Raw genomic sequence first — 26,269 nt, forward strand, 5'->3', positions numbered from 1 at the left:
GCGTCCGCGCCCGGCCACCCTGACCATGTACGTCCTAACTGGAATGAGCAGATGCCCCCCATCATCGAGATATCGGGGCTGAGGAAGACCTATTCGAGGGCCTTCCGTCAGCCGCACCACGCTTTGGACGGCCTCGACCTCGAGGTCGCCGCCGGCCAGGTGCACGGTTTTCTGGGTCCCAACGGCTCCGGGAAGACCACGACCCTGCGGGCCCTGCTCGGTCTCATCCGCGTCGACGGCGGGACCATGCGGATCTTCGGCGAAGAGGTGCCCCGTCGCCTGCCGGAGGTGGTCGCGAAGATCGGCGCGGTCGTCGAGTCGCCCCAGTTCTTCAAGCACTTCTCGGGCCGCCTCACGCTGCAGCTGCTCGCCGAGAGCGCGGGCGTCTCGAAGGCGCGCGTCGAGGAGGTCCTGGAGCAGGTGGGCCTGCGCGACGCGGCGAAAGCGTCCGTCAAGGGATACTCGCTGGGCATGCGCCAGCGCCTCGCGGTCGCGCAGGCGCTGCTGAAGCAGCCGCAGCTGCTGATCCTGGACGAGCCGGCGAACGGCCTCGACCCGGCCGGGATCCACCACATGCGCGAGCTGCTGCAGTGGCTCGCGCATTCGCAGGGCGTGACCGTGGTGGTCAGCTCGCATCTGCTGTCCGAGGTGCAGCAGTTGTGCGACTCGATGACGATCGTCTCGAGGGGACGGCGCATCGTGGACGGCGGTGTCGCCGACATCATCGCCGGGCACGGCGATTCGAGCCTGACCGTCCGGTTCCCGGACGCGGCCTCGCTCCCGGAGGCGGCCGAGGCGCTCACGGCGGCTTCGGGTTCGCTCGACGCGGCGAAGTCGGCGGTGACGGCTTCGGTCGATCGCGACCGGCTCGTGGTCAGGGGCGCGCCGGAGCCCTCCTGGGTGACGAAGACGCTCGCTGACGCGGGGATCTATCTGTCGGAGTTGCGGACCGAGGTGAAGAACCTGGAGTCGGTGTTCCTGGAGCTGACCGGTACGGCTCCGGTCCCGGGGCGGACCGTGCAGATCGGGGAGTCGGTGGTGGTGCCGCAGACGGCGCCCGCGGAGGTCTCCGTCGGCGACGTGTCGGTCGTGGTCGAGTCGGAAGGGGCCGAGCGGTGAACCTGTTCAAAGCCGAATTGCGGCGCCTCGCGCGTCGCCGTCTGTCGCTGATCTTCGGGATCATCGCGGCGGCCGGGGTGCTGGTGCTGGCCGGTGTCTTCTGGTTCACGTCGAGCAAGGGCCCGACGGAGGAGGCGCTCGCGGAGGCGCAGGCCGAGGCCGACCGGATGAACGACGAGAACTTCGAGTACGAGCAGTGCATCGAGGACGAGGCGTACCTCGATCAGCCCGATTACGAATGGGTCGAAAGCGATCCGTACTACGAGGGCATGACCCGCGAAGAGGTCTGCGCCGACGTCTTCGGCGTGTGGACCGCTGAGGATCTCATCTGGACTTACACGTTCGATTTCGCCGAGGAGAGCCCGCTGCTGCTCATCGGCGTGGCGATCATCGCGGGCCTGGTCATGATGATGCTCGCTTCGTCCGCGATCGGCGCCGAGTGGTCGAGCGGCGGCATGGCGAACCTGCTGCTGTGGCATCCGAACCGGATGCGGGTGTGGGGAGCGAAGCTCGGTGCCGCCGCGGCGGTGTGCGCGGCGGCGGTGCTCGCGTTGATGCTGCTCGCGTTCGGGCTGCTGTACGTGGCCGGGGCCGCCCGCGGCGATGTCAGCGGGTTGGATGCGGCGTGGTGGGACGAGAACCTGCCGAAGTTCGCGCGCGCGGCGCTGCTGTCGGTCGGCATGACCGTGCTCGGTGCGTCGCTGGCGATGCTGGGCCGGCACACGGCGATCTCGGGCGGCATCATCGCCGGTTACCTGATCGTCGGGGACATGCTGGTGCGGATCGCGGCCCTGGCGCTGCAGATGCCGTTCTCGGAGCGGCTGTCGCTGTACACGTGGGTGACGGCGTGGATCGACGGGAGGACCGAACTGTACGACTGGACCGATCTCTACGCGGACAATGCGGAAGTCATGGTCATCACCGCGAGTGAGGCCGGCGTACTGCTCGGCGGGATCGTGCTCGGCTTCGCCGCTTTGGCGACCTGGGCGTTCCAGCGGCGCGACGTGTCGTAGCCGCTCCCGGGCGGTGGCGCGCGCAGCGTGCCATGTCACCGCTGCCTGAGCGAACCGGTGAACAGAAGACAGCGCCGTCCGCGGATGTCCGCGGGCGGCGCTGTCGGTTCCAGACCGGATGGGCGAGGTCGGGCGGTCAGTCGAAGAGGCTCGCGCGGACGGCGTCGAGGCCGTGGAGGATCGCGCCGCGCATGATCGGCTCGTCGGCGACCGAGCCGGCGACCACGCTCGGGTTGACCGGGGCGAGCTGGGAGGTCTGGGAGGCCACACGCCCGGCGAGCTCGAGCCCGCCCGCGTAACCGACCGGCCCGCCGAGGACGACCACCGTGGGGTCGAGGAGGACGCAGACCGCGACGATGCCCAAGGCGATGCCGCGGGCGATCTCGTCCAGGCAGGCCGCGCCCTCAGGGCCCGCCGCGATCGCCCGGGTCAGGACCTCATCGGGTTCGGAGGCCTCGAAGCCGTGCTTCGCGCCGATCTCGATGACGGCGTCGCCGCCGATGACGCGCTGGTAGGAGCCTTTGGAGAGGCGCGTGACGACGCCGCCGGTGGGCAGGTCGCCGCCGGGCACCGGGAGGAAGCCGATCTCGCCGGCCGCGCCGCTCGCGCCGCGGTAGAGCCGGCCGTTGAGGATGACGCCGAGGCCGAGGCCGCCGCCGAACCACGCGTACACGAAGTCGGTGGCGCCGCCGGCGCCGCCGGAGCGCTGCTCGGCGAGGCAGGCGAGGTTGACGTCGTTCTCGATCTCGACGTCGGGGGTGAACTCCTCGTTGAGCGCGGTGCGCAGGCCGCGGTGCCAGGCCGGGAGGTTCCAGGAGAAGCCGATGTCGCCGCTCGCGGGGTCGATGACGCCGGGGGTGCCGAGCACGATCCGCTGCACCTTGGACATCTCGACGCCGGCGTCGGCGACCGAGTCGGTGACGACGCGGCGGACCACGGCCACCGGGTCGGTCGAATGCTCGACGTCGATCTCGGCGCGGCCGACGATGCGTCCGGTGAAATCGGCGCACGCGCCCTTCGTGGTCACGGGGCCGACCTCGACGCCGACGACATAGGTGAAGGTCGGCACGGCCGCGTACAGCGACGCGTTGGGGCCGCGCCCGCCGGACTTGGAGCCGACCACCTCCACGAGGCCGCGGGACTGGAGGCGCTCCATCATCTGCGACGCGGTGACCTTCGACATCGAGGTCCGCTCGGCGAGCTGGGCGCGGGTCTGGGGGCCGTCTTCCAACAGCAGCTTCAACGCGGCCTGGTCGTTGAGGACGCGCAGCAGTTTCGGCACCCCGGGGGTGTGGCTCTTCGGCATTCGTACTTCCTTCTCCTCCGAGCCCACATTATCCACGGGAGCCCACCCGGCACTGCTTCAGCTAGCGCGCGAAAGCCGAACGCATGATCGGTAAACGCCAAGCCCACCACGCGGGCGCCCCCAGCCGCGACCCGGTCCCCCACTCGGCAGGCCCGAGCCGGCTGAGCGAAGATGTCGCACCCCTATGTCAGGGTATTCACCGGGGGCCCGAAGCACCGGCTTCAGCGGCTCGGACCCTGCCCGCGAGACCCCGCTCCCCGCTCACTCCCCCTCGGTCTCGACCAGGCTCCTGATCTGGCGCAGCGACACCGACAGCACCGCGAGTTTCTCGTCCGAGCGCGCCGCCTCCGCCGTCGCCTCGTGCAGCATCGCGATCGCGGCGGCGTTCCGCTCCGCCCACGAGTCGACCGCCTCGGCCGGCTCCATGCCCGGCTTCGCCTGCATCACGCTCGCGGTCAGGCCCGCCATCGCGCCGTACAGGTCGTACCGCAGCGCCGACCGCGCCAGCGTCTGCCACCGGTTCGTGCGCGGCAGCGCCGAGATCTCGTTGAGGATCGCGTCGAGGTGCACCCGCGCCGCGATCTCGTAGTACACCTCGGCGGTCTGCTCGAGATCCGTCTCGTACAGCCGCGCGCACTCGACCACGTCCACCAGCCCGAACCCGAAGATCGGCGCCGAAGCGTCCCGCGCGAGCTCCGCGGGCATCCCCTGCTCCTCCAACTGGTCGCTGAACTCCTCGAACCCGACCGCCTCGGAATCGCGCAGCAGCTCCGGCAACCGCGGCTGCAGCACCGCGAGCCCCGGCCGCAGCCGCTCGATCTCCGCGGACACGTCCAGCGTCCCCCGCCGGTGCTGCACCAGCCACCGCACGCCCCGGTCGAGCAGCCTGCGGATCACCAGCATCCCCGCGGTCTGCGCTTCCTGCGGCACCTGGTTGTCGAGCGCCTCGATGCGCCGCCACAGCCCCGTCAGCCCGAACGCGTCCCGGATGATCACATACGCGCGCACCACGTCCACCACATCGGCGCCGGTCTCGTCGGCGATGCGGAACAGGAACGTCGTGCCCGCCCGGTTCACGGCCTCGCCCACGACCGCGGTCGCGACGATCTCGCGCCGCAGCGGGTGGTCGGCCATGAGGTCGGCGTACGGTTCGCGCAGCGGCGCCGGGAAGTACTCCCGCAGCACCGGCGCCGTCCAGTCCTCATCGGGCAGTGCGGAGTCGAGCACCGCCCGCTTCGCCCAGATCTTCACGTACGACAGGAGCACGGAGAGCTCGGGCTCGGTGAGCGCCGTCCCCGTCGCGACCCGCTCCTTGAGTTGTTTGTCGCTCGGCAGGCCCTCGATCTCGCGGTCGAGGCCGACGGTCTTCTCCAGGTACTTCATGAGTCGAATGTGGACGGGCAGGAGTCGTACGCCGAGCCGATGCGCGTTCGCGAGCGCCATGTTCTGCCCGTAGTTGTCGGCGAGCACGGCCTCGGCCACGTCGTCGGCCATGTCCATGAACAGCTTGTCGCGGCTGCCCGGGTCGACGCGCCCGGTGAGCGCGGCCGAGCGCAGCAGGATCTTGATGTTCACCTCGTGGTCGGAGGTGTCGACCCCGGCCGAGTTGTCGATGAAGTCGGTGTTGCACCGCCCGCCGAGACCCTCGGGGCCGCCCGACTGCGCGTACTCGATGCGGCCGAGCTGCGTGAACCCGAGGTTCCCGCCCTCGCCCACGACCCGGCAGCGCAGCTGCGCGCCGTTGACGCGCACGGCGTCGTTGGCCTTGTCCCCCGCGTCCGCGTCGGTCTGCGCCGTGGACTTCACGTACGTGCCGATGCCGCCGTTCCACAGCAGATCCACTGGCGCCGTGAGGATCGCGCGGATGAGCTCGGGCGGCGTCAAGTCCTTCACGTCGGCGTCGATGCCGAGCGCCGTGCGCACCTCGTCGGAGACGGGAATGGACTTCGACGCCCGCTCCCACACCCCGCCGCCCGCGGAGATGAGCGTCGGGTCGTAGTCGGCCCAGGTGGAGCGCGGCAGCTCGAACAGGCGGCGGCGCTCCGCGAAGGACGCCCCCGCGAGCGGGTTCGGGTCGACGAAGATGTGCATGTGGTTGAACGCGGCCACGAGCCGGATGTGCTCGGAGAGCAGCATCCCGTTGCCGAACACATCGCCGCCCATGTCGCCGATGCCGACGACGGTGAAGTCCTGCGTCTGCGTGTCGAGCCCCTCCGCACGGAAGTGGCGCTTCACCGATTCCCATGCGCCCCTTGCGGTGATGCCCATCTTCTTGTGGTCGTATCCGACCGAGCCGCCGGAGGCGAACGCGTCGCCGAGCCAGAACCCGTACTCGGCGGCCACCTCGTTCGCGACGTCGGAGAACGTCGCCGTGCCCTTGTCCGCGGCGACCACGAGGTACGGGTCGTCGCCGTCGTGGCGGACCACGTTCGGCGGCGGGACCACCGTGTTGTCGGCGTCGCGGTTGTCGGTGATGTCGAGCAGCGCCGAGATGAACTCCCGGTACCGCGCGACGCCCTCGGCCTGGTACTCGGCGCGGCCGGCGAACTCGGTCCGCTTGAGCACGAACCCGCCCTTCGCGCCCACCGGCGTGATCACGGTGTTCTTGACCTCCTGGGCCTTCACGAGCCCGAGGATCTCGGTCCGGAAGTCCTCCTTGCGGTCCGACCAGCGCAGACCGCCGCGCGCGACCCGCCCGTACCGCATGTGGACGCCCTCGAAATGCGGCGAGTACACGAACACCTCGAACACGGGGCGGGGCTTGGGCAGGAAGTCGATCATCCTGGCGTCGAACTTGAACGCGACGTACTCCTTCGGGCGGCCCGAGGTCGCGCGCTGGAAGTACGAGGTCCGCAGGGTCGAGCGGATCAGCGTCAGGAACGCGCGCAGGATCCGGTCGGCGTCGAGGTTCGGGACGGCCGCGAGGCCTTCGGCGAGCGACGCGTCGATGCGGGCCACGGCCGCTTCGCGGTCGTCGCCGACGCGCGGGTCGAAGCGGGCTTCGAAGAGCCGCACGAGGTTCGCCGCGATGGCCGGGTAGGCGCCCAAGGTGGAGGCGATGAACGCCTGGGAGAACACGAACCCGCACTGGCGCAGGTACTTCGCGAGCGCGCGCAGCACCACGACCTGCCGCCAGGTGAGTCCGGCGGCGATCACGAGCTCGTTGAACCGGTCCGATTCGGCCTCGCCGCTCCAGGCGGCGCGGAACGCGTTCTCGAAGCGGATGCGCAGCTGCGGCACCGATTCGGCGGCGTTCCCCGGCAATTGGAGCCCGAAGTCGTGCAGGTGGATCGTCCCGTCGGCGCGCTTGATGTGGTACGGGCGCTCCTCGGAGACCCGCACGCCGAGGTGGCGCAGCACCGGGAGCGCTTCGGAGAGGCCGACGGCCTGGTCGAACGCGTAGACCTTGAAGTGGACGTCGGCGTCGTCGCCGCCGCGGCGGAACAGCTGCAGCTCCATGTCGCCCGGTTCGCGCAGCATCTCGAGCTTCGCGATGTCCTTGGCGGCGTCGATCGGCGGGTGCTCGGCCTTGTACGCGGGCGGGTACGCGCTCGCGTAGGCCTTCGCGAGGGTCCGGGCCTGGCCTTCGCCGATGTGGTGGTCGAGCTGGAGGACGAGGTCGGCGTCCCAGGAGCGGGTCGCGTCGGCGAGTTCGGACTGGATCGCGTCGAGGTCGACGGGCGGGTGGTCGGCGAACGGGTCGATGCGGACCACGAAGTGGAGGCGGGCGAGCACGGACTCGGTGACGCGGGCGTCGTAGTCGACCTGGGAGCCGCGCAGGCGGCGGCGCAGGATCGCCTCGATCTTCTGCCGGTTCTCGGTGTTGTATCTGTCGCGCGGCAGGTATACGAGGCAGGAGTAGAAACGGCCGTACACGTCCCGGCGCGCGAACAGTCGCAGGCGGCGGCGCCCGGCGAGGCGCAGCACGCCCATCGCGGTCGTGTACAGGTCCTCGGTGCGGGCCTGGAACAGCTCGTCGCGCGGGTACGTCTCGAGGGCGGTGACGAGGTCCTTCCCGGAGTGGGAGGAGAGCGTCACGCCCGAGCGGGCCAGCACGTCCTCCACCTTGCGCCGCACCACCGGCAGTTCGGTGACGCTGGAGAGATAGGCGGCGGAGGTGAACAGGCCGAGGAACCGCAGTTCGCCGTCGGGCTCCCCGTCGGCGTTGAAGGTCTTCACCCCGATGTAGTCCATGAACGACGTCCGGTGGACGGTGGAGCGGGCGTTCGACTTGGTGATGACCAGGAGCCGCTTCGTACCGATCTGCGAGCGCGCGTCGGTGTTGAACGACGAGAGCGGGCGCGGGGCGGTCGGCGCCTTCCGCAGCAGGCCCAGGCCGGTCTCGGCCAGAGGCGTGAGCGCCTCGTCCTCGCCTTCGCCGGTGAGCCGGTACTGGCGGAAGCCGAGGAACGTGAACTTGTCGTCGGCGAGCCAGCGCAGCAGTTCGACGGTGTCGTCGATGTCCTTGGGGGGCACGGGGAGCGGTGTCGTGCCTTCGGCCCCGGCGGCGGTCCGGTCGAGGTCTTCGGCGATCTCGAGGGCCTTGGCGCGCATGGCCTGCCAGTCGGTGACGCAGACGCCGACGTCGGAGAGGACTTCGAGGATGTCCTGTTCGAGTTCGGCGAGGTACGCGGGGTCGGCGACGCGCTGGGTCTCGATGTGCATCCAGGATTCGGCGCGGCCGCCTTCGGCGGGGGCCTCGAGCAGGTTGCCGTCCTCGTCGCGGCGGACGGGGACGATGGGGTGGACGAACACGTTGATGTCGATGCCGTGTTCGTTGAAGAGGCCGGTGAGGGAGTCCACGAGGAACGGGGAGTCGTCGCAGACGATGTCGACGCGGGTGGAGGAGGCGGCGTCGGGACCTTCGGCGTCATCGGGGCAGTCGAGTTCGAGGGCGATCTTGCCGGGGGCGCGGACTTCGGCCATGCGGCGGTGGTGGGCGGTGGTCTCGAGGAGCTGCTGGGCGCTGCGTCCGACGAGGTCGTCGTCGGAGACGAGGCTCCAGTAGAGCTCGACCAGTCTCGCCAGTGATGCGTCGGATCCGGCCGACCCGGCGGCCTCCTGGAGCAGTTCCTCCCGGTCGGGGAGGGTCTCGTGGAACTCTTCGTCGCCGATGAACGCCAACACGTCTCGATCTCCAGTCCGATTCGACTCGGCCCACCTCGTCGTGGGCCGTCTACAGGCTAGATCTTAGGGATCTGCCCCGGCATCGTAGGGTTCTCAGGCGACACTGTGGTTACACCGGCGTTGCCAACTTGGCGGTAGAGTGACGTCAAGGAACCCTCCCGCACCCACTCTTGTGAAGGCGACACCATGGAAGCTTTCATCGTTCTGCTGCTCATCGCCGCCGCCGTCTTCGGCCTCTGGTGGCTGTGGCGCAGGAACTCCCGCAAGAACGAGCCCGCCCCGCCGCGTCCCCCGGTGGATCCGTTCGCGGATGCCGACACTGACGTGCTGCGCGGCGACCCGATGCGGCTCAAAGCGGCCGACCTGGTCGAGTTGTACGGCAAGACCCTCGCGGTGCGCGGCACGCTGCGCCTGTCGGAGGGCGATTACCACTGGGCCGAGCATTTCCTGGACACCGGCACGGGTGTGAAGCGCTGGCTGTCGGTGGAGGCCGACCCGGATGTGGAGCTGGTGCTGTGGGAGGAGATCACGGACACCGATCTGCAGCCCGGTCCGCGTGAGATCGCTCACGAGGGGGTGTCGTTCCGGTCGGACGAGAAGGGCAAGGCGCGGTATGTGAGCGAGGCGACGACGGGTCTGGCGCCCACCGGCACGCTGCGCTACCACGACTACGCGGGCCCGGACGGCCAGAAGCTCTCGTTCGAGGCGTTCGGCGACGACGCGAAGTGGGAGGTGGCGAAGGGGCTTACCCTGGATCGCAACCAGGTCACGATCTACCACCAGAGCGACGAGGCCTGACCCCGTTCCCCTCGCTCCCCCATCGCAACCCTCCGCCCCAACCCTGGAGCCCACGCTGATCGCCCATATCGAGGTGCCGTTCGTCGACGTCTCGGCGGCCTCGCTCACCTTCCGGCCCGACGCCCCGTCGATGCCGGTGCTCGACCTGCTGGAACGCGACGCCGGGCCACTGCGGCTCTCGCTGCGGCTGCTGGGCGCGAGCCATCAGGCGGTCGTCGCGACCCCTGACGGGCTGCTCAGCGAGACCCTCGCCTACCGGACCGATGTCGCACCGGACCTGCCCGAGGCCTTCAGCCAGCGGGTCGGGTCATGGCGGCACCGCTACGAGTGCAAGGTCGAGAAGCTCACGGTTCCCGAGCTGCGGCAACGGGTCCGGTCGCTGCGCGACCGGGCCGTGCTGCGCACCGGGGAGCCGGACCTGCTGGTGGGGGTGTTCGGGGACGACCTGGATGCGCTCACGGCGCTCGAGGTCACCGGGACGGCGCCGCTGTCGTGGCGGACCGTCCACACCTACCCGCAGTACGGCGAGGTCGTGACCACCACGAGCACGGTGGAGCCGACCGGTGCCGGCGTTCCCCCAGTCAGCGGCGGCACGACCGTAAGCTGAACCGACTCCCCGACAGCACGATCCGAGGACCACCGATGAGCAACCAGCAGCCGCCCCCTCCGCCGCCCGCTACCCGCGGCCTGAACTGGAAGCACTGGACGGCGATCGTCGTCGTGCTCGCCTTGTGCTGCGGCGGGGTGTTCCTGATGAACACGAACTTCTCGAACCCGACCGACACGATCCGCGACCATTACACGCGGGCCGCGAACCTGGACGAGGGCGGCGGGAAGGCGTACACCTCGAGCGCGTCGCCGGCGACGGTCGCCGACCAGATCGACGACGACGCCGAGGCCCGCGAGGAGCGCTCGTCGGGCGGCACGTACTACCTGCAGTACTCCAAGCACATCGTGGCCGTCTCGCCGTACAAGGGCGGATCGAAGATCATGCTGCACGACTACCGCAGCGGCTACAACCACTACTCGTCGGTGTTCATCCTGTGGGGCTGGTCGTCCTCGCCCCCGTCGCCGTTCCGCGGCGGCGGCCCCGGCTCCGGCAAGTGACCCGAAAACGACCCAGACATGGAAAGGCGGCCCATCATGCTCGCACTCGCAGAGGTTGAGAACAGGCTGGGAGGGTTCGTGGGCGACGTCGCCGGCGCACTCGCCTACAGCATCATCGGCATCATCCTGATGGTGCTCGGGTTCTTCATCGTCGACTGGCTCACCCCCGGGAAGCTCGGGGAACTCATCTGGACCCAACGCAACCGCAACGCCGCACTCCTGCTGTCCTCCAACCTGCTCGGCGTCGGCCTCATCGTGGTCGGCGCGATCTGGGCCTCGGAGGGCAACCTCGTGGCGGGCGTGATCTCGACGTTCGTGTTCGGCGTCATCGGCCTCGGCGCCATGGCCGTCTCGTTCCTCATCCTCGACGCGATCACACCCGGGAAGCTGGGCGCGCTCGTCGTCGACGAGGAGCCGCACCCGGCGGTGTGGGTGAGCTCGGCGATGCACGTCGCCTTGGGCGGGGTCATCGCCATGGCGCTGTCGTGAAAGCGCACGCGTCTTGACCACTGAGGTCGCCCCTCAAGCCGTGATGCCCGCGCGCCGGGTCCGCCTGGCGCGCTTCGGCCTGCTCGCCACCGCGTTCGCGGTCTCGGCGTGCGGGCTCGTGTACGAACTGGCGCTCATCACCTTGGGCGCCTATCTGGTCGGGAACACCGCGAAGCAGGCGTCGATCGTCCTGGCGGTCATGGTGTTCGCGATGGGCCTCGGGGCGCTGGCGGCGAAGCCGCTGCGCCGCTGGCCGGCGTTGGCGTTCGCGGCGGTCGAGATGGCGCTGGCGCTGCTGGGCGGGTTCAGCGTGATGCTGCTGTACGCGGCGTTCTCGTGGACCGACCTGTACAGCCTGCCGCTGGTGGTGGTCGCGGCCGCGATCGGGCTGCTGATCGGGGCGGAGATCCCGCTGCTCATGGAACTGCTGCAGCGCATTCGAGAGCAGGCCGCGGGCGCGGCCGTCGCCGACCTGAACGCGGCGGATTATCTGGGCGGGCTCATCGGCGGCCTCGCGTTCCCGTTCATCCTGCTGCCGGTGTTCGGGCAGATCCAGGGCGCGCTCCTGGTGGGCGCGGTGAACGCGGTCGCGGGGGTGCTGCTGGTCTGGATCCTGTTCCGCAACGATCTCTCGAAGATGGCGAAACAGCTGCTCACGCTCGTCGCCGCGTTGACGGCGCTGCTCCTGGTGGCCGCGTTCGCGTACACGGACCGGTTCGAGACGGCGGCCCGGCAGGCACTGTACGCGGCGCCGATCGTCTACAGCGAGGACAGCCAGTACCAGCAGATCGTCATGACCGAGGCGGCCTCGCCGTTCGGCGAGCAGGACCTGCGGCTCTACCTCAACGGCGACCTGCAGTTCTCCTCAGTGGACGAATACCGGTACCACGAGGCGCTGGTGCACCCGGCGATGAACGGCCCGCACGAGAACGTCCTGGTCCTCGGCGGCGGCGACGGCCTCGCCGTGCGCGAGATCCTCCGCTACCCCGACGTCGAGACCGTGACCCTGGTGGACCTCGACGGCGCGGTCACCGAACTCGCACGCGAATTCGACGACCTCGTGGACCTCAACCACGACGCGATGAACGACCCGAAGGTCGAGATCGTCAACGCGGACGCGTTCACATGGCTCCGCGAGCAGACGGGCACGTGGGACACCATCATCGTCGACATGCCCGACCCCGACGCGACCGAGACCGCGAAGCTCTACTCGGTCGAGTTCTACGGCCTCGCAACGGACCACTTGAATGCGACGGGCCGGATGGTCGTGCAGAGCGGCTCACCCTATTTCGCGCCCAAGACGTTCTGGACGATTGCCTCCACTTTGGAGGCCGCTGGGTACGCGCCCGCTCCTTACTGGGTCTCCGTGCCGAGCTTCGGCGACTGGGGCTACATGCTCGTCCAGGCCGGCGGCGATGTACCGGACCTCGGCCTCGACACCTCGATCGGCCCGTTCCAGTCCCTCACCCCCGAACTCATCGAAGCCGCCCAGGTCTTCCCGCCCGACCGGGACCGCATGGACATGGAGCCCTCCACCCTCATGCACCCGGTAATCCTCGACCGGGTCGAATCCGAGTGGAACAACTACTGAGATAGCCTGGCGAACCCGGCGCCCCCGCACCTTACAAGCACAGGAAAACAAATGACGCAGCAACAGAACCCGTACCTCCTCACCGCCCGGATTGGCACTGTCCAGCGAGTCCTATTCATCGTCCTGGGCAGCCTCCTGTTCGTGCTCGGCCTGCTCGCCCTCCTCGCGGGAGGCATCAGCATCTACCTCATCCTCGGCCCGCTGTTCCTGATCATGGGCATCCTCTCGACCACGAACCCGTACCTCCGCTTCGACACCGCCTCCGGCGAGCTGGGCCTCTACTCGCCGCTCGGATTCAAGTCGCGCACCTACGGCACTCCCAAGGGCGAGAGCATCTACTACCAGGCGGCCACCGGCAAGATCATGCGCGCGCTGCCGAACGGCAACCACCGCAAGGTGAGCACCTTCGGTGTGGACCGCAACGAACTCGCCCGCATCATCGCGGCCCTCCCCCAGGCCTAGGCCCCACCTAGACCTGAACGCCCAGGCGGCCCGAACGCCCGGACCCGAACGCCCAAATCTGAACGCAGTGGGGCGATGGACGCCATCTCGTCCATCGCCCCACGCCCCTTTGCGCGGTCGCCATGCCGCGCGGCGGGCGGTCGACACCGCTCACGCCTCGGGGTTCTCGATAAGCTGCTTGGCCCGCTTGAGGATCCACGGGCACCACTCGTCGTTCCGCCACGCGCCGAACCATTCCGGAACGAACTCGGGTTCGAGGGTGAACCGGCAGATCTCCCGAGGGCCGGCCCCGTCGTTGCACGTGATCCGGAACTCCGGCGGGAGCAGCGGATGACCGCCGTTGTTCGGACCTGTCCGGAACACCGAGAACACCGCTGGGCCCCTATGGAAGTCACCGAGCCAGCCGTTGTCATCAGGATGCGGATCGTCCTCGGCGAGGCTCGTCTCAGCCATCGCAGAACCGGACCTTCCTTGCGCGCGTGTCGGTCTGCCGCTCCTTGAGAAGACTGCCGTTGTCGAAGACGTGCGCGGCACAGTCCTTCAACCAGGCACGCCACTCCGGCGATCGGGAGCGCCACTCGTCGCCCCAAGTCGCGTGATCGATGCCGGTGTTCAAGCCGGAGACGATCAGGACGAGGTCCGCGCGGTTCCCATTGGCGCACACCTGAAGCGAATCGGGCGCGACCAGGCTTGAGGCGTACACCCAGAACTCGTTCACGCCATCGGTGAATCCCCCGCGCACCAACGGATCCGGCTTCGGACCCGGCGACGGCTTCCCATTCTCTGCTCGCAACATCGTTGTCCCCTTTCATGCGGAACGACTCGCGATGTGTCGACAGTAGGGCGGTCCATTTCAGGATTCAAGACCAAAACCGCAGGTCAGACCGTCGCAATCGGCGTACACCCGGTTGCCGCGGCCGTCGGCCGTGGCGTGTGGGTGTACGCCACACGCCACAGCCGAATGCCACATTGAACTGAGGGCCGATGAGGGTTGCACATTCCGTGACCGTTGCTTTACTGGAGGGATGCGTAACGACGCGACGCGCCAGACTCCCATGCGGCGCAAACTTATCGGCAGGAAACTCAAGCTCGCGCGCAAGAAGGCGGGTCTCGCCTTGCGCCATCCTGAGATCGCGGAACGGGCAGGGTCCACACGAACCGCCCAACGACTGGAGGAGGGCGAAGCCACCTCGCTCTCATTCCCGGTCATCGGATCCCTATGCGATCTCTACGGCATGCGGAAGGAGGAGAAGTTCGAGCTGGAACGGTTGTGGAGGCTCGGCCCGGCGACGACCTGGACGCAGCCGAGAGGGCGGGGCCTCTTCGGTTTCAACGCCTTCCACGAACTCCAGCTCCACGCCAGCGTGGTCTACCAGTACGAGTCGACCTTCATTCCGGGACAACTCCAATCCGAGAACCACATGCGGATGTTGTTCGGCCACAACCCCGAGCTCACCGAAGCCCAGGCAGAACATGAGGTCCAAGCCCGGCTTCGCAACCAGCAGCCGTTCTGGGACGCAAGCACGCCGGTGCACCATTTCCTCCTGAGTGAGGCGGTACTTCGCTTCGGCTGCGACATCGAACAAATCGACCGGCTCGTCGAGGCGGACTCGCTCGACCACGCGACCGTTCGGTACCTGCCGTTCTCCGGTGGACCGCCCAATCTCATGCATCTGCCCTTCATCCTGCTGTCGTTCGCAGCTGAGGACGACCCGGATATCGTCTTCGTGGAGGCTCAGAACGCCTACCTATACTTCGAGGAGGCAGAGTCCGTGCGGCACTATCGCGGCGGACTCAACGCAGTGGCAGGCCTCGCCAGGTCGATTAAGGAGTTCAAGCTATGAACCAAGCCGGGTGGCGCAAGTCCAGCAGGAGCAGCGGCTCTCAGGACTCGGCGTGCGTCGAAGCCCGTCCCGCTTCCACCGGCTTCCAGGTGCGGGACAGCAAGCTCGGCGGCACCTCCCCGATCTTCGATCTGGGAACCGCCGACTTCACCGGTCTCCTCCGCGCAGCAGGCCGAGACTGACACACCCAAGCCCGAGCAGGCCCGAGCATTGACGCGCTCGGGCCTCTGTCGCATATAGGGGTCTGCACGTGGCCAGGGCGCTGCGGACTTCACGGTCGCAGCCGCTCATCGTTCAACCAGGCAGCGACGAAGCATGGAGGGTGTGCGGGGCGGCGGCCGGGCTCGGGTTCGCTTTGGGGCGCAGCGGTACCGGGGTTGAACCTCCGTGAACCTGAGAGGTTTATCCACGTGTGGGTGATGACGGGCCTGGGCTGTCTGGGGGATAATTGACGTACGCACAGGGATACGGAAAACGTACAGGTGTCGAGTAGGTGCACGCAGACTACGCCAAGCCTCTGGCCGACTCGCAAACCGGACCGATTCCGAGACGGCGACCCTCACCGGGTTGTTTGCCTCAGTCCCCGAGTGCTATCGGGATCCACAGCTGACCACGGCCCTCAGGGCCGTGCTGGGTGGGAGATCGCCGGTCGGGATCACCCCGGCCGGAGGCAATGCTCAGAACGAGGCATACGAAGACGACCGGTACGACCGTCGAGGCCTGCGTAGGCCTGAGCGAGGTCCGTCGAGACCTGCGCGGACGAACCAGTCGAGTGCGGACCCGCCCCACAGCCAGGTCCGCATTGCCGATACGCGCCTGCGAGCTTCTTGCAGGAATGCGACACCATCATCGATCGGGAGGAGAGATCTGAGAGTCCGCACAGGACACCCGCCTTACCGGAGGCTCCTGTTGGCCTCCAACGCATCAGTCCGACCAGGAGGAGTCATGGCGCGTTTCAATCAGTCCGCCGATGTGCGGGCAAGCGAATGCATCGGTCCCGGGCGATCCCGACTGCGTCGGAGCCCGTCTCGCCTCCACCGGCTTCCAGATGCGGGACAGCAAGCTCGGCGAGACCTCCCCGAGCTTCGACCTGAGGGCCGGCCAAGTCGCGATCACCATCGGGACAAGGGGGCTGCGAGGGCCGCGATGACAGGGCCCCAGACTTCGGGTCGCATCAGTCCGCCTTAGCGACGAGCGTCGAAACCTGTTGCTCCGCAAGCACAGCCCTTATCAGGTCCGCACTGGAACCCGTCGCTTCCTGGTTGCCGCTAAGCTGAAGGTCCTCCTGCCCCTCCCCACAGGAGACGCGATGCCGCCGCCCGATGCCTCCCGTCATATCGAGATCCGGTACGCCAAGCGCTGGTCGGTGGTCATGTGCGCTATGGGCGTAGTGATGCTGATCTGCGCGGCGCTGTCGCTGCTGATGCCGTTCGTGCCGACGATGGGCCCGTTCGCCCTCGCGGGCCTGGCGTTCCTGGCAGGCGGGCTCCGTTCGCTCTGGAAACCTCGCTATCGGTACGACATCCAGACCGGTGCGCTCACGGTGTTCATGGCCGTCGGCCCCGGTACCAAGGGCATCGGCACTCCGAAAGGTGAACGCGTCTACTTCGACGGCAGGCGCATCTTGCGGGAACTGCCGGACGGCGGGCGCCGGCGGGTCAGCACCATCGGCACCAACCGCGACGACCTCGCCCGTCTCATCTCGGCCCTCCCAAAGGGCTAGCACCGAGGCCGTTGAGTCGGCGGTGCGCTCGGGTGGTCGACCCCCGGCACCGGGCCGCCGCCGGTAAGCACCGGGGCCTGGGGATCAAGGCGAAGGCCGGGGCGAGTCGAGCAAGTCGTGAGACCGAATCACCACTGCGCGAGGCTGAAGGCGGCCAGGAACCCGAGGACCGCGATCAACCCGGTCCACAAGTGGGCGTCATCGAAGGCCTCGGGGATCATCGTGTCGGCGATCATCGCCAAGATCGCGCCGCCAGCCAACGCGGCGATCGCGGCCAGGGCCGAGGTCGAGGCGTCGCCGAGCAGGCTGTAGCCGAATATCGAGGCCAGGCAGCTCGCGAGGGCGATCGCGCTCCACAGGCCGAAGACATAGACGCGGCCTCGCCCGGCCCGCCGCATGCCTGCGGCGCTCGAAAGACCTTCAGGAACGTTGCTGATGAACACCGCGACCACGGTCGTCACGCTGACCGCCCCGCCTCCCAGCAGACTGGTACCGATGACAATCGACTCCGGGATGCCGTCCAGCAAGGCTCCCAAGGCGATCGCCGTACCCGAGCCGGGATGGGCGTCTTCAGAGGGCTGCAGCTCGCCTGAGCGCTTGCGGTGGCGCGCGCCTCGGCGCGCGAGCGCCACATTGGACAAGGTGTAGGCCAGGGCCCCGACGACCGCTCCGAGCGAGGTCGGCAGCAGGCCTCCGCGTTCATTCGCGTCGGCGATGAGGTCGAACGACACCGCGGAGAGCAGCACCCCGCCGCCGAACGCCATGACGCTCGCGATGACCTTCGGCGGCACGCGGACCAGGTACCCGGCCAGCGCGCCCATCACCAGGGCGGAACCCGCGAGCAGGCCCCAACCGCCCGCGCTCAACCACCCGGGCACGTCGCACCGCCCTGGACGACGCTGTTCCGCATGCGTTTGACCATGCCCGACAGCCTAGTGCGGCGGGCCTCGGCGCGCCTGGATCGGCAGGGCGGTCCTCGTCGGCGGCGTCAGCGGCGGTTGACCGGTTTCGGGTGCCGCCCGCGCGCGGGACCGCTACTGGAGGGCTTCGACGAGGAGGTCGGTGAGGGCTTTCGCGTAGGCGCCGTCGGGGTCGTAGTCGGGGTCGAAGACGGTGAGGTCCATGCCGGCGCAGCGGTCGTCCGCGGCGCAGGTGGTGATGATCTGGCTCAGCTCGCCGAGCGAGATGCCGCCCGGCGCGGGGCCGTCTACGGCGGGCATCACGGAGGGGTCGAGGACGTCGGTGTCGACGTGCAGCCAGAACGTCACCACGTCGCCCAGGGCGTCCAGCGCCCATTCCGCGGAACGTCCGACGCCGTTGGCGCGCAAGGCGGGCACGGTGCGCATCGCGACGCCGGAGGCCTCGAGCTCGACCCGGTGCGGGTCGTCCGCGCGCAGGCCCAGCACCACGAGGTGGTCGGTGTCCACGTACGGGCGCAGGCCGCCGATGTCGGTGAGGTCGGGTTGGCCGCGCCCGGTGGCGAGGGCCAGTTCCTCGGCCGCCGCCGCGCCCACGTACTGCGAGTTCCCGGGGTGGCGGAAGTCCGAGTGCGCGTCGATGAAGACCAGGCCGCGGTCCTTGCGGTCGCGTTCGGTGCGGCGCCGGGCCGCGAGCGCGGGCCCGAGGAGGATCGAGCAGTCGCCGCCGAGGACGAGCGGGAAGCGCCGCTCCTGCCACAGCCGCTCGACGCGGTCGGCGAGGCCCCGCGTGTACTCGGCGATGGCCTTCGCCTGGCCGACGCCGTCGCCGGGCCGCCAAGCGGAGGCGTCGAAGCGGGGCGGGGTGAGGCACCCGGCGTCGACGGCGTTGAGGCGGGAGAGCAGCCGGTGGTCGCGCAGCGCCCCGGGGGCTTTCGCGCAGCCGGGGACGGTGCTCGGTGTGGGCGGGCGCAGGCCGAGGTTGGAGGGCGCGTCGAGGACCGCGATGCGTCTCGATCGAGTCGCTGGCAACGCTCACCTCCCACAGGGCACCGGCCACGTTAGCTTGTCACAACGGACCACCTCGGCACCAGCTCCGAACGGCCGAACCTCCGCGTCACAGCGTGACGCGGAGGTTCGGGTTCGCCTTGCGGCGCTGGTCGAATCGGTTAGAACAGGACGGCGCTGAGCTTGCGGCGGGCCTTCGCGACGGCGGGGTCGTCGACCCCGGCGACGGTGAACAGCTCGACGAGGCGCTTGCGCAGCCGCTCGCGGTCGTCACCGAAGTTCTTGGCCGCCAGGGCGATGAGCCGCTCGTAGGCGGCCTCGGCCTGCCCGGAGAGCAGTTGGAGGTCGGCGGCGGCGAGGGCCGCGTCGATGTTGTCCGGGTCGGCGTCGCTGATGGCGACGGCGTTGTCGGGCAGGGCGCCCACGCGCCGCAGCATCCGGACCTGCGCGATCCCGGCCTCGGCCTCGCCGGACGCCGGGTGGTTCTTCAGGTACTTGTCGTACGCGGCCTCGGCGGCGTCCAGGTCGCCTTCGACCATGAGGTTCTCGGCGTTGGCGAGCTCGGGGTCGACCGGCTGCGGGACGTCGAGCCCGGCGGCCTGCGTCACGCGGCCGAGCCACTGGCGCAGGCCCTGCTCGGACTGCGGGCCCTGGAGCAGGTCGAGCGGGCGGCCCTGCGCGAGGGCGACGACGGCGGGCAGCGACTGCAGTTGGAGCGCGGCGGCGAGCTGCTGGTTCTGCAGCACGTCGGCCTTCGCGAGCACCCACGCGCCGCCGGCCTCGGCGGCGAGCCGCTGCAGGAGGTCGCGCACCTGGAGGCTCTCGGGCACCTGGTCGGCCCAGAAGGCGACGATGACGAGGGCGTCGAGGGAGCGCTCGAGCACTTCGCTCTGCACGGTCGCGTCGGTGACGTCGATCGCGAGGACGCCGCTGCCGGGGAGGCCGCCCTGCTGCGCCTGCGCGGCCTGCTGCTGCGCGGCGGCCGCGAGGGTGCTGAGGTCGACGCCTCCGGAGAATCGTGACGGTACCTGGTCGCTCATGATGGTGATTGTTCCATTCTCATCGTGACTCGGGAGCGGGGGCCGGACGCAGTGTGGGGCGTGCGGCCATCGGGAATAAGCGTCCTGCGGCCTCGTCGCGGCCCTTGCAGGCGAGGCGGTCGGCGCGTTCGTTGCCCGGATCGCCCGCGTGGCCCTTGACCCAGCGCCAGTCGACGGTGTGCCTGGCGGCGGCCTCGTCGAGGCGGCGCCACAGGTCGGCGTTCTTGACCGGCTCCTTCTTGGAGTTGATCCAGCCGTTGCGCTTCCAGCCGTTCATCCAGGACGTGATGCCGTTGCGCACGTACGAGGAGTCGGTGTAGAGCACGACGTCCATGGGGCGTTTGAGGGTCTCGAGGGCCTGGATGGCGGCCATGAGCTCCATGCGGTTGTTCGTGGTGGCCTTCTCGGAGCCGTACAGCTCCTTCTCGTGCTCGCCCCACTGGTAGTAGACACCCCAGCCTCCCGGGCCGGGGTTGCCGGAGCACGCCCCGTCGGTGTAGATGACGGCGGTGTCCTCGTTCGCGTCCGTTTTCGGCATGACCGCCAGCTTAGTCCGCGAGCGCGGTGACGGCCTCGACGCCCAGCAGGACGCCGATCACGAGGAACAGCCCGGAGGAGACGTACCTGATGATGTTCTCGGGGATGCGCTTGGCGACCCAGGCGCCGGCGACGACCGCGAGGAGGTCGGCGGCGAGCATGCCGGCGGTGCCGCCGGTCCAGACGCCCCAGGGGTTGTAGCTCGAGCCCATGCCCATCGCGATGAGCATGGTCTTGTCGCCGAATTCGGCGAGGAACATGGCGGTGACGATGGTGAGCAGGCCGGTGCGGCGCTCCTTGACGGGGCCGACGTCCTCGTCGTCGTCGCGTTCGGGTTTGAGGCCCCAGAGGCCGAAGCCGATGAACATGACCGCGGCGGCGAGGCGGATCCAGTCGGCGGGGAGGAGGTTCCCGACCGCGGCGCCGACACCGACGGAGAGGCCGATGAGGGCGCCGATGGCGATCACGAGGCCGAGGATGACGGTGCGCATCCGGTATTTCGTGGCGAACGTCAGCGCCATGAGCTGGCTCTTGTCGCCCATCTCGCCGAGGAAGACGGCGCCGAAGGCGATGCCGGCGGCGATGAAGAGTGCGTCCATTGGGGTGATCTCCCGGAGTTCACGCCGGGAGGAGGGCAGTCGCGGACCTCGACCCGGCCGTACGGCCTTGGTCGAAGGTCTCGCTCGCCCCGGAGACCGAGGCCGTGCGGCCGGGCCACCCGGAGGAAGCCAGTATGTCGACCGCAGCGTTGGGAGCTACTCCCCTTCTGCGCTGGCAAGTGTACGCGCGGGCCCGCCGCGTGGGCGACGGGTCCGGGCGTGACGTGCGCCGCGGTCACGCGGAGGTCGAGGCGGCCTCCTTGGCGGCGTTCGGTTCCGGGGCGCGGTCGTTGAAGAGGCGGCGCAGGGTGAGCGGTCCGGCGAACGCGGCGAAGGCGGCGAGCACGGTGGGGACGAGGAGCCCGGTCGTGATGCTGGTGGCCTCGGCGATGTAGCCGATGGCGGCCGGGCCGATGAGCAGCCCGGTGGAGCCGGACATCGAGATGAGGGCGACGTTGGAGGGCGTGCCTCCGGCTTGGCCGATGGCGCTGAACAGGACCGGGACGATGATCGCGATGCCGCTGCCCGCGAGGAGCCAGCCCGCCCAGGCGAGGGGGAGACCGCCGGTCGTGGCCGATAGCAGGACGAGGACGTACCCGGCGGTGGCCAGGGTGCCGGCCCACAGGAGGGTGGGGCCGGGGCCGAGCTTCGCGCGGATGGGGTCGCCGAAGAGCCGGAAGACGGTCATGGCGACGGCGAAGACGGTGTACGAGAGGGGCGCGAGGGCGTCTTCGGCTTCGAGGACGTTGGCGGCGTGGAGGTTCGCCCAGTCGATCGCGCCGGACTCGATGAGGTGCCCGCCGAGACCGAGCACGAACAGGGCCGCGAGCAGCAGCGCGCCGATGCGGCGGACGGGGGCTCCGCTGCCGCCGCCGGAGTGGTCTCGACCCGGGGGCGGCAGCAGCGGACGTGTGAAGGCGGCCATGGCGACCGCGCTGATGAGGGCGACGGCGATGAGCACGGTCTGGCCGCCGGCGCCGATGCCGAGGGCGACCGCGGTGGCGGCGCCCGCGAGGGCGCTGCCGAGGCTCCAGAGGCCGTGGAAGGCGGAGATGATCGGGCGCCCGTAGCGCTGTTCGAGTTCGACCGAGTGGGCGTTGATGCCGACTTCGATGAAGCCGACGCCCACGCCGTAGAGGGCGGCGGAGGCGAGCAGGGTGGTGTAGTTCGGGGCGAGGGCGGGCGCGATGAGCACGAGCTGCGTGGCGGGGGCGGTCCACAGCAGCAGCCTGCGGCTGGTCACGCGGTCGGCGATGCGGCCGGCGAGGACCATCGAGCCGAGACCGACGAGCTGGATGAGCAGGAGCGCGGTGCCGAGTTTCGCCTCCCCGAGGCCGAGGCGGGCGTCGATGCCGGGCAGCGAGGCGGCCCAGGCGCCCATGACGAATCCGGAGGTGGCGAAGGCGCCGTGAAGGCCGATGCGGGCACGGCGCAGGGCGAGCGGGTCCTGGGTGTTCGTTGCGGTGGGCACAGCCGTTGGGGTCCTTGCGGTCTCGGGGAAGCGAGCCCGGTGACGACCCGCCCAGTTATGTTCTTGGTACGAACATAACAAGGTCGCACGAGCGCCGTCAAGGTTTATGTTCAAGCCGAACACAAAAATTTTGGAGCTGGCATAATCCCTGCATGCCCCAGACGATGACCAGCGCCGACCTCCGCATCCGCAACCAGGTCCGACTGCTGCGCGCCGTCCACGACGCCGCCGAGCCCTTCACCCGGGCCGAAGCCGCCCGCCTCCTCGGCATCGGCCGCAACACCGCCGCCGCCCTCGTCGGCGAACTCGAGCAGGCCCGCCTGCTCCACGAGATCCCGGCCGAGACGAGCGGTCGCGGCCGGCCCACGACCCTGCTCGTCCCGCATCCCGAAGGACCCCTGGCGTTCGCGGTCGACTTCCGCGAGGACACCTGGACCCTCGCCGCCGTCGAACTCGGTGGCGCGATCACGGAACTCGAGACCGGCGAGCACGACCGCACCCCGAACGCCTTCGCGGAGATCCGCACGGCCGTGGCCCGGCACGAGACCCCGCGGCTGGCAGTGCTCGGCTTCGCCACCTCGGGGCCGATCCGCGACGGCCACAGGCTCCACATCTCTCATCTCGGCTGGGACGAAGTCGAACTCGACGAGCTCATCGGCCCCGACTGGCCGCGAACCGTGATCGACAACGACGCCCGGCTGGCGGGCCTCGCGGAGGCGAGGCGGGGAGCGTTGCGCGGCATGGGAACCGCGTTGCACTTCCACATCGACTTCGACATCGGCGGTACCCTGCTGCTCGCCGGCGACGCCCAACGCGGCGGCCACAACACCGCCGGCGAGTTCGGCCACATGCCGCTGAGCGGATCGCCGCTGCAGTGCATGTGCGGCGTGCAAGGGTGCTGGAGCCTCGACGTGGGGGCGAACGCGCTCATCCGAAGGTTCGGGGAGACGCCGGGCTACGGGGCGGGCAGGGAGCTCGCGCAGGAGGTCGTGCGCCGGGCCGAAGCCGGAGAGTCCGAGGCCGGTTCGGCGCTGGACGACAACGCGGCCGCGCTCGGGAAGGGCCTGGGTGCGCTGGCGAACGCGCTCGACCCGGAGGCGATCAGCCTCTCAGGACTCGGCGTGGACCTGATCCGCATGCGACGCGAGGTGATCGAAACGCATTGCGCCCGAGCCCTGATGGAGTTCCGTCGGAATGAACCGCCGACGATCACGGCCGGCAGGCTGGGAGAGGCCGGCCCGCTGCGTGGTGCGGCGGAGGTCGCCTGGGACGCCATCCTCAACGCCGACTGGGTGAAGGCCCGCCTCGCGAGCAGGCGCTGACCGGACTGAGCGGGGCTGCACTTCCGCAGGTCAGGTGTTGCCGCCTGACACTCGTGCTTCCGGTTGAGCCCTACGAGCGTCAGCACTAGGGAGGTCCAGGCCGGCGAACCGTCCGGAACCCCCACCCTCCCAGAAGGGGACCCGGTGGCCACCATGGCGGGCGGGTGCGACAGCAACCGGCCGCAGAGGACGGCGCGAGCGCGGAATCCACTCGGAAGAGTGCAACGTCGACCGCGGGTGAGCGAGGCGGTTCGGGCGGTCGTGGCGGCGCTCGTCCGCTGCCGAAAGGCGGATGCCGCCCGGGCGATTATCGGTACGAGGACCGATGTGCGGCAAGGGGTCGGGGACGCAGGCTGGACCGCACGCCTACGTCCCTGAGGAGTCCGAACATGGTCCAGACGCTGTCCCCGCCGCGTCGCCGCCCGCTTGTCAGCCTGATCGCCGCGCGGCCGCTGCTGAGCTTCTTCGTCCTGTCGTTCATACCGTCGTTCGCGTATGAGCTGGTCTGCATCTTCGTGCTGCGGCTGCCGTTGGTGCCCTGGATGTTCGCGGCGCCGTTCATCGGGCCGTTCGCAGCGGCCTTCGCCGTCACGGCGGCCACCGAAGGACGCGCCGGCGTGCGCGGCCTTCTACGCGACCTCGTCCGCTGGCGGGTGGCCCCGCGCTGGTATGCCGCGGCCGCGCTCGGCCTGCCCGCGCTGCTGATGCTGTGCGTCCTCCCGCTGCCCGGGGCCGCGGCGGCGTTCCAGCCCGATCCCGGAGCCCTGGGCGGATGGGCGTTCGCCTTCGTCCTCGTGCTCGTCGTCGGCGGGCCGCTCGGGGAGGAGCCCGGGTGGCGGAACTTCGCCACACCGCGGCTCCAGGAGCGGTTCGGGCCGGTCCTCGGCACGCTCGTGCTCGGGCTGCTGTGGGGCCTGTGGCACCTGCCGCTGTTCCTGATCGAGGGCTACAACCACGCCGGGAGCGACCTCGCCTCCACGGTCGTCCCGTACCTGGTGTTCCTCGGCTTCACGGTCGCGATCGCGTACCTGTTCACCTGGTTGTACAACCGCAGCGACGGCAGCGGGCCGATCGCGATCATCGCGCACACGTTCTGCAACGTGTCGCTGCTGCCGGTGCTGTTCCCCGGCGTGGAGAACGACCTCCGCTACGAGGGCGTGCAGCTTGCGGCGTTCACGATCCTCGCCGTCGTCCTGGTCGCCGCGACACGCGGGCGCCTGGGGTGGCGCGGGCCCCGATAGGGAAAAGGGCGGGCCGAAAACGGGCCCGCCCCTCGTCGTTTTGTCTTGCGTCGCTTGCTAGATGCCGCCCTCGAGGTGGTGGTAGACCTGGTTCCAGCGGAGTTCCTGCTTGAACTCGCGGGCGTTGGTGCCCTCGCCGATCACGACCAGCTCGATGCCGGCGATCTCGGCGAAGTCCTCCAGGACCTCGCGGCCGTACGCCTGCGTGAACGAGGTGTGGTGCGGCCCGCCCGCGGTCAGCCAGGACTCGGCGGAGGTCTGGAGATCCGGCAGCGGCTCCCACACGGCCCGCGCCACCGGCAGGTTCGGCAGGTCCTCGTCGGGTTCGACGGTGTTGACCTCGTTGGCCACCAAGCGCAGCCGGGTACCGAGGTCCATCATGCCCACGCAGATCGCCGGGCCGGGCGGAGCGGTGAAGACCAGGCGCACCGGGTCCTCCTTGCCGCCGATGCCGAGCGGGTGGATCTCCGCCTTCGGCTGCTCGGACGCGATCGTCGGGCACACCTCGAGCATGTGCGCGCCGAGGATCTGCGGGGACTCGGCGCCCAGGTTGTAGGTGTAGTCCTCCATGAAGGACGTGCCGCCCTCGAGGCCCGTGGCCATGACCTTCATGAGGCGCACCAGGATCGAGGTCTTCCAGTCGCCTTCGCCGCCGAAGCCGTAGCCGTCGGCCATGAGGCGCTGCACCGCGATGCCCGGGAGCTGCTTGAGCGTGCCCAGGTCCTCGAAGGTGTCGGTGAACGCCTTCGCGCCGTGCTCCTCCAGGACCGAGCGCAGCGCCAGCTCGATGCGGGCCGCGTCGCGCAGCGACTCGTGGCGGTCGCCGCCGGCGCGCAGCTCGGGCACCACGTCGTAGTCGGTCTCGTAGACCTGCACGAGGTCGTCGACGGCCTTGTCCTCGATGGTCGCGACGCGCTCGGCGAGCTCGTTCACGCCGTAGGTGTTCACCTCGACGCCGAGGCGGATCTGCGCCTCGGTCTTGTCGCCCTCGGTCACGCCGACGTACCGCATGTTGTCGCCGAAGCGGATCAGCTTGAGGTTCTGGGCCTCGTTCCAGCCCAGCGCGGCACGCGCCCAGTTGCCCACGCGCTGCTGGACCTGCTCGTCGGCCCAGTGGCCCACGACGGTCTTGCGGCGGTGGCGCATGCGGGTGAGCATGTACCCGAACTCGCGGTCGCCGTGGGCGGCCTGGTTCAGGTTCATGAAGTCCATGTCGATGTCGGCCCACGGCAGGTCGCGGTTGTGCTGCGTGTGCAGGTGCAGCAGCGGCTTCTGGAGCACGCCGAGCCCGGAGATCCACATCTTCGAGGGCGAGAACGTGTGCATCCAGGCGATCACGCCGATGCACGAGTCCGAGGCGTTGGCCTCCAGCAGCACCTTCCGGATCTCGTCGGGCGTGGTCAGGACCGGCTTGGCGACGACCTTGACCGGGATCGCGGCGGCGCCGTCGAGACCGGCGACGATGTCGGCCGAGTTCTGGGCGACCTGCTCGATGGCCTCGGGCCCGTACAGGTGCTGGCTGCCGGTGACGAACCAGAGTTCCTTGGTTTCCATT

General features: G+C 69.5%; 24 protein-coding genes. 13 read left to right on the top strand and 11 right to left on the bottom strand.

Annotated elements, in window-relative coordinates:
- Positions 1 to 51: 51 nt before the first annotated feature.
- On the top strand, positions 52 to 1,119 hold the full coding sequence (locus JHY01_RS02060) for an ABC transporter ATP-binding protein (protein WP_205323919.1): 1,068 nt from the start codon (positions 52 to 54) through the stop codon (positions 1,117 to 1,119).
- On the top strand, positions 1,116 to 2,132 hold the full coding sequence (locus JHY01_RS02065) for an ABC transporter permease subunit (protein ID WP_205323920.1): 1,017 nt from the start codon (positions 1,116 to 1,118) through the stop codon (positions 2,130 to 2,132). Before JHY01_RS02060 ends, JHY01_RS02065 begins: the two co-directional genes overlap by 4 nt.
- 136 nt (positions 2,133 to 2,268) lie before the next feature.
- Here the strand turns inward: JHY01_RS02065 and JHY01_RS02070 are convergent, their stop codons facing one another.
- Positions 2,269 to 3,438, bottom strand: a complete 1,170-nt coding sequence (locus JHY01_RS02070) for an ROK family transcriptional regulator (protein ID WP_205323921.1) — start codon at positions 3,436 to 3,438, stop codon at positions 2,269 to 2,271.
- A gap of 261 nt (positions 3,439 to 3,699) precedes the next feature.
- Positions 3,700 to 8,565, bottom strand: coding sequence for an NAD-glutamate dehydrogenase (locus JHY01_RS02075; RefSeq protein WP_205323922.1), 4,866 nt, complete (start codon positions 8,563 to 8,565; stop codon positions 3,700 to 3,702).
- Between the two features lie 186 nt (positions 8,566 to 8,751).
- Here JHY01_RS02075 and JHY01_RS02080 point away from each other — a divergent pair, with 186 nt between their 5' ends.
- The 6 genes from JHY01_RS02080 (at position 8,752) to JHY01_RS02105 (ending at position 13,012) form a co-directional block, all read left to right on the top strand.
- Positions 8,752 to 9,363, top strand: coding sequence for a DUF4178 domain-containing protein (locus JHY01_RS02080; RefSeq protein WP_205323923.1), 612 nt, complete (start codon positions 8,752 to 8,754; stop codon positions 9,361 to 9,363).
- A gap of 73 nt (positions 9,364 to 9,436) precedes the next feature.
- Entirely contained in the window at positions 9,437 to 9,970 is a 534-nt protein-coding gene (locus tag JHY01_RS02085) for a DUF2617 family protein (RefSeq protein WP_205323924.1), read from the top strand.
- A gap of 35 nt (positions 9,971 to 10,005) precedes the next feature.
- Positions 10,006 to 10,470 carry a DUF4247 domain-containing protein gene (locus tag JHY01_RS02090; RefSeq protein ID WP_205323925.1) on the top strand — a complete coding sequence of 155 codons (465 nt, stop codon included), beginning with the start codon at positions 10,006 to 10,008 and terminating at the stop codon, positions 10,468 to 10,470.
- A 36-nt stretch (positions 10,471 to 10,506) separates the two neighbouring features.
- Positions 10,507 to 10,959: a DUF350 domain-containing protein gene (locus JHY01_RS02095; RefSeq protein WP_205323926.1), complete on the top strand. Its 453-nt coding sequence runs from the start codon at positions 10,507 to 10,509 to the stop codon at positions 10,957 to 10,959.
- 43 nt (positions 10,960 to 11,002) lie between these two features.
- Positions 11,003 to 12,550, top strand: coding sequence for a polyamine aminopropyltransferase (locus JHY01_RS02100; RefSeq protein WP_205324047.1), 1,548 nt, complete (start codon positions 11,003 to 11,005; stop codon positions 12,548 to 12,550).
- Positions 12,551 to 12,601: 51 nt separating this feature from the next.
- Positions 12,602 to 13,012 (top strand): hypothetical protein, encoded by a 411-nt coding sequence (locus JHY01_RS02105; RefSeq protein ID WP_205323927.1) that lies wholly within the window; start codon positions 12,602 to 12,604, stop codon positions 13,010 to 13,012.
- A gap of 150 nt (positions 13,013 to 13,162) precedes the next feature.
- Here JHY01_RS02105 and JHY01_RS02110 read toward each other — a convergent pair whose 3' ends face one another.
- Together JHY01_RS02110 and JHY01_RS02115 are read right to left on the bottom strand one after the other, a co-directional pair.
- Entirely contained in the window at positions 13,163 to 13,465 is a 303-nt protein-coding gene (locus tag JHY01_RS02110) for a hypothetical protein (RefSeq protein WP_205323928.1), read from the bottom strand.
- Positions 13,458 to 13,808 (bottom strand): hypothetical protein, encoded by a 351-nt coding sequence (locus JHY01_RS02115; RefSeq protein ID WP_205323929.1) that lies wholly within the window; start codon positions 13,806 to 13,808, stop codon positions 13,458 to 13,460. Before JHY01_RS02115 ends, JHY01_RS02110 begins: the two co-directional genes overlap by 8 nt.
- Before the next feature lie 229 nt (positions 13,809 to 14,037).
- Here JHY01_RS02115 and JHY01_RS02120 point away from each other — a divergent pair, with 229 nt between their 5' ends.
- From JHY01_RS02120 to JHY01_RS02130, 3 genes are all read left to right on the top strand, one after another.
- Complete coding sequence (locus tag JHY01_RS02120) at positions 14,038 to 14,856, top strand: helix-turn-helix transcriptional regulator (protein WP_205323930.1); 819 nt, start codon at positions 14,038 to 14,040, stop codon at positions 14,854 to 14,856.
- Positions 14,853 to 15,038, top strand: coding sequence for a DUF397 domain-containing protein (locus JHY01_RS02125; protein WP_205323931.1), 186 nt, complete (start codon positions 14,853 to 14,855; stop codon positions 15,036 to 15,038). The genes JHY01_RS02120 and JHY01_RS02125 overlap by 4 nt, the downstream gene beginning before the upstream one ends.
- A gap of 1,127 nt (positions 15,039 to 16,165) precedes the next feature.
- A complete protein-coding gene (locus JHY01_RS02130) occupies positions 16,166 to 16,579 on the top strand; it encodes a hypothetical protein (RefSeq protein ID WP_205323932.1) in 414 nt (137 codons plus the stop codon).
- A 128-nt stretch (positions 16,580 to 16,707) separates the two neighbouring features.
- Here the strand turns inward: JHY01_RS02130 and JHY01_RS02135 are convergent, their stop codons facing one another.
- The 6 genes from JHY01_RS02135 to JHY01_RS02160 form a co-directional block, all read right to left on the bottom strand.
- Positions 16,708 to 17,457 carry a ZIP family metal transporter gene (locus JHY01_RS02135; RefSeq protein ID WP_205323933.1) on the bottom strand — a complete coding sequence of 250 codons (750 nt, stop codon included), beginning with the start codon at positions 17,455 to 17,457 and terminating at the stop codon, positions 16,708 to 16,710.
- A 156-nt stretch (positions 17,458 to 17,613) separates the two neighbouring features.
- On the bottom strand, positions 17,614 to 18,528 hold the full coding sequence (locus tag JHY01_RS02140) for an arginase family protein (protein WP_240192227.1): 915 nt from the start codon (positions 18,526 to 18,528) through the stop codon (positions 17,614 to 17,616).
- Between the two features lie 137 nt (positions 18,529 to 18,665).
- Positions 18,666 to 19,544: a co-chaperone YbbN gene (locus JHY01_RS02145; protein ID WP_205323934.1), complete on the bottom strand. Its 879-nt coding sequence runs from the start codon at positions 19,542 to 19,544 to the stop codon at positions 18,666 to 18,668.
- Between the two features lie 19 nt (positions 19,545 to 19,563).
- Positions 19,564 to 20,082 (bottom strand): ribonuclease HI, encoded by a 519-nt coding sequence (gene rnhA, locus JHY01_RS02150; RefSeq protein WP_205323935.1) that lies wholly within the window; start codon positions 20,080 to 20,082, stop codon positions 19,564 to 19,566.
- Between the two features lie 10 nt (positions 20,083 to 20,092).
- The gene (locus JHY01_RS02155; protein ID WP_205323936.1) at positions 20,093 to 20,680 is read right to left on the bottom strand and encodes a TMEM165/GDT1 family protein; all 588 of its coding nucleotides are present in this window, start codon (positions 20,678 to 20,680) and stop codon (positions 20,093 to 20,095) included.
- A 235-nt stretch (positions 20,681 to 20,915) separates the two neighbouring features.
- A complete protein-coding gene (locus JHY01_RS02160) occupies positions 20,916 to 22,151 on the bottom strand; it encodes an MFS transporter (protein WP_307814158.1) in 1,236 nt (411 codons plus the stop codon).
- Between the two features lie 152 nt (positions 22,152 to 22,303).
- Here JHY01_RS02160 and JHY01_RS02165 point away from each other — a divergent pair, with 152 nt between their 5' ends.
- Positions 22,304 to 23,473, top strand: coding sequence for an ROK family transcriptional regulator (locus tag JHY01_RS02165; RefSeq protein ID WP_205323937.1), 1,170 nt, complete (start codon positions 22,304 to 22,306; stop codon positions 23,471 to 23,473).
- Between the two features lie 389 nt (positions 23,474 to 23,862).
- A complete protein-coding gene (locus JHY01_RS02170; RefSeq protein WP_205323938.1) occupies positions 23,863 to 24,714 on the top strand; it encodes a type II CAAX prenyl endopeptidase Rce1 family protein in 852 nt (283 codons plus the stop codon).
- 57 nt (positions 24,715 to 24,771) lie between these two features.
- On the opposite strand, the gene araA is transcribed toward JHY01_RS02170, so the two are convergent.
- Positions 24,772 to 26,268: an L-arabinose isomerase gene (gene araA, locus JHY01_RS02175; protein ID WP_205323939.1), complete on the bottom strand. Its 1,497-nt coding sequence runs from the start codon at positions 26,266 to 26,268 to the stop codon at positions 24,772 to 24,774.
- Between the last annotated feature and the right edge of the window lies 1 nt (position 26,269).

It is taken from the genome of Glycomyces sp. YM15 (assembly GCF_016918015.1).
In the GTDB taxonomy this organism is placed as follows: Bacteria; Actinomycetota; Actinomycetes; order Mycobacteriales; family Micromonosporaceae; genus Glycomyces.

Bases quoted from the DNA above. Each gene is read 5' to 3' on its own strand.
- JHY01_RS02090 (WP_205323925.1), top strand. From the start codon at position 10,006: ATGAGCAACCAGCAGCCGCCCCCTCCGCCGCCCGCTACCCGCGGCCTG.
- JHY01_RS02125 (WP_205323931.1), top strand. From the start codon at position 14,853: ATGAACCAAGCCGGGTGGCGCAAGTCCAGCAGGAGCAGCGGCTCTCAG.
- JHY01_RS02080 (WP_205323923.1), top strand. From the start codon at position 8,752: ATGGAAGCTTTCATCGTTCTGCTGCTCATCGCCGCCGCCGTCTTCGGC.
- JHY01_RS02100 (WP_205324047.1), top strand. From the start codon at position 11,003: ATGCCCGCGCGCCGGGTCCGCCTGGCGCGCTTCGGCCTGCTCGCCACC.
- rnhA (WP_205323935.1), bottom strand. From the start codon at position 20,082: ATGCCGAAAACGGACGCGAACGAGGACACCGCCGTCATCTACACCGAC.
- JHY01_RS02105 (WP_205323927.1), top strand. From the start codon at position 12,602: ATGACGCAGCAACAGAACCCGTACCTCCTCACCGCCCGGATTGGCACT.
- JHY01_RS02130 (WP_205323932.1), top strand. From the start codon at position 16,166: ATGCCGCCGCCCGATGCCTCCCGTCATATCGAGATCCGGTACGCCAAG.
- araA (WP_205323939.1), bottom strand. From the start codon at position 26,268: ATGGAAACCAAGGAACTCTGGTTCGTCACCGGCAGCCAGCACCTGTAC.
- JHY01_RS02060 (WP_205323919.1), top strand. From the start codon at position 52: ATGCCCCCCATCATCGAGATATCGGGGCTGAGGAAGACCTATTCGAGG.
- JHY01_RS02145 (WP_205323934.1), bottom strand. From the start codon at position 19,544: ATGAGCGACCAGGTACCGTCACGATTCTCCGGAGGCGTCGACCTCAGC.
- JHY01_RS02155 (WP_205323936.1), bottom strand. From the start codon at position 20,680: ATGGACGCACTCTTCATCGCCGCCGGCATCGCCTTCGGCGCCGTCTTC.
- JHY01_RS02165 (WP_205323937.1), top strand. From the start codon at position 22,304: ATGCCCCAGACGATGACCAGCGCCGACCTCCGCATCCGCAACCAGGTC.
- JHY01_RS02110 (WP_205323928.1), bottom strand. From the start codon at position 13,465: ATGGCTGAGACGAGCCTCGCCGAGGACGATCCGCATCCTGATGACAAC.
- JHY01_RS02120 (WP_205323930.1), top strand. From the start codon at position 14,038: ATGCGTAACGACGCGACGCGCCAGACTCCCATGCGGCGCAAACTTATC.
- JHY01_RS02095 (WP_205323926.1), top strand. From the start codon at position 10,507: ATGCTCGCACTCGCAGAGGTTGAGAACAGGCTGGGAGGGTTCGTGGGC.
- JHY01_RS02115 (WP_205323929.1), bottom strand. From the start codon at position 13,808: ATGTTGCGAGCAGAGAATGGGAAGCCGTCGCCGGGTCCGAAGCCGGAT.
- JHY01_RS02070 (WP_205323921.1), bottom strand. From the start codon at position 3,438: ATGCCGAAGAGCCACACCCCCGGGGTGCCGAAACTGCTGCGCGTCCTC.
- JHY01_RS02170 (WP_205323938.1), top strand. From the start codon at position 23,863: ATGGTCCAGACGCTGTCCCCGCCGCGTCGCCGCCCGCTTGTCAGCCTG.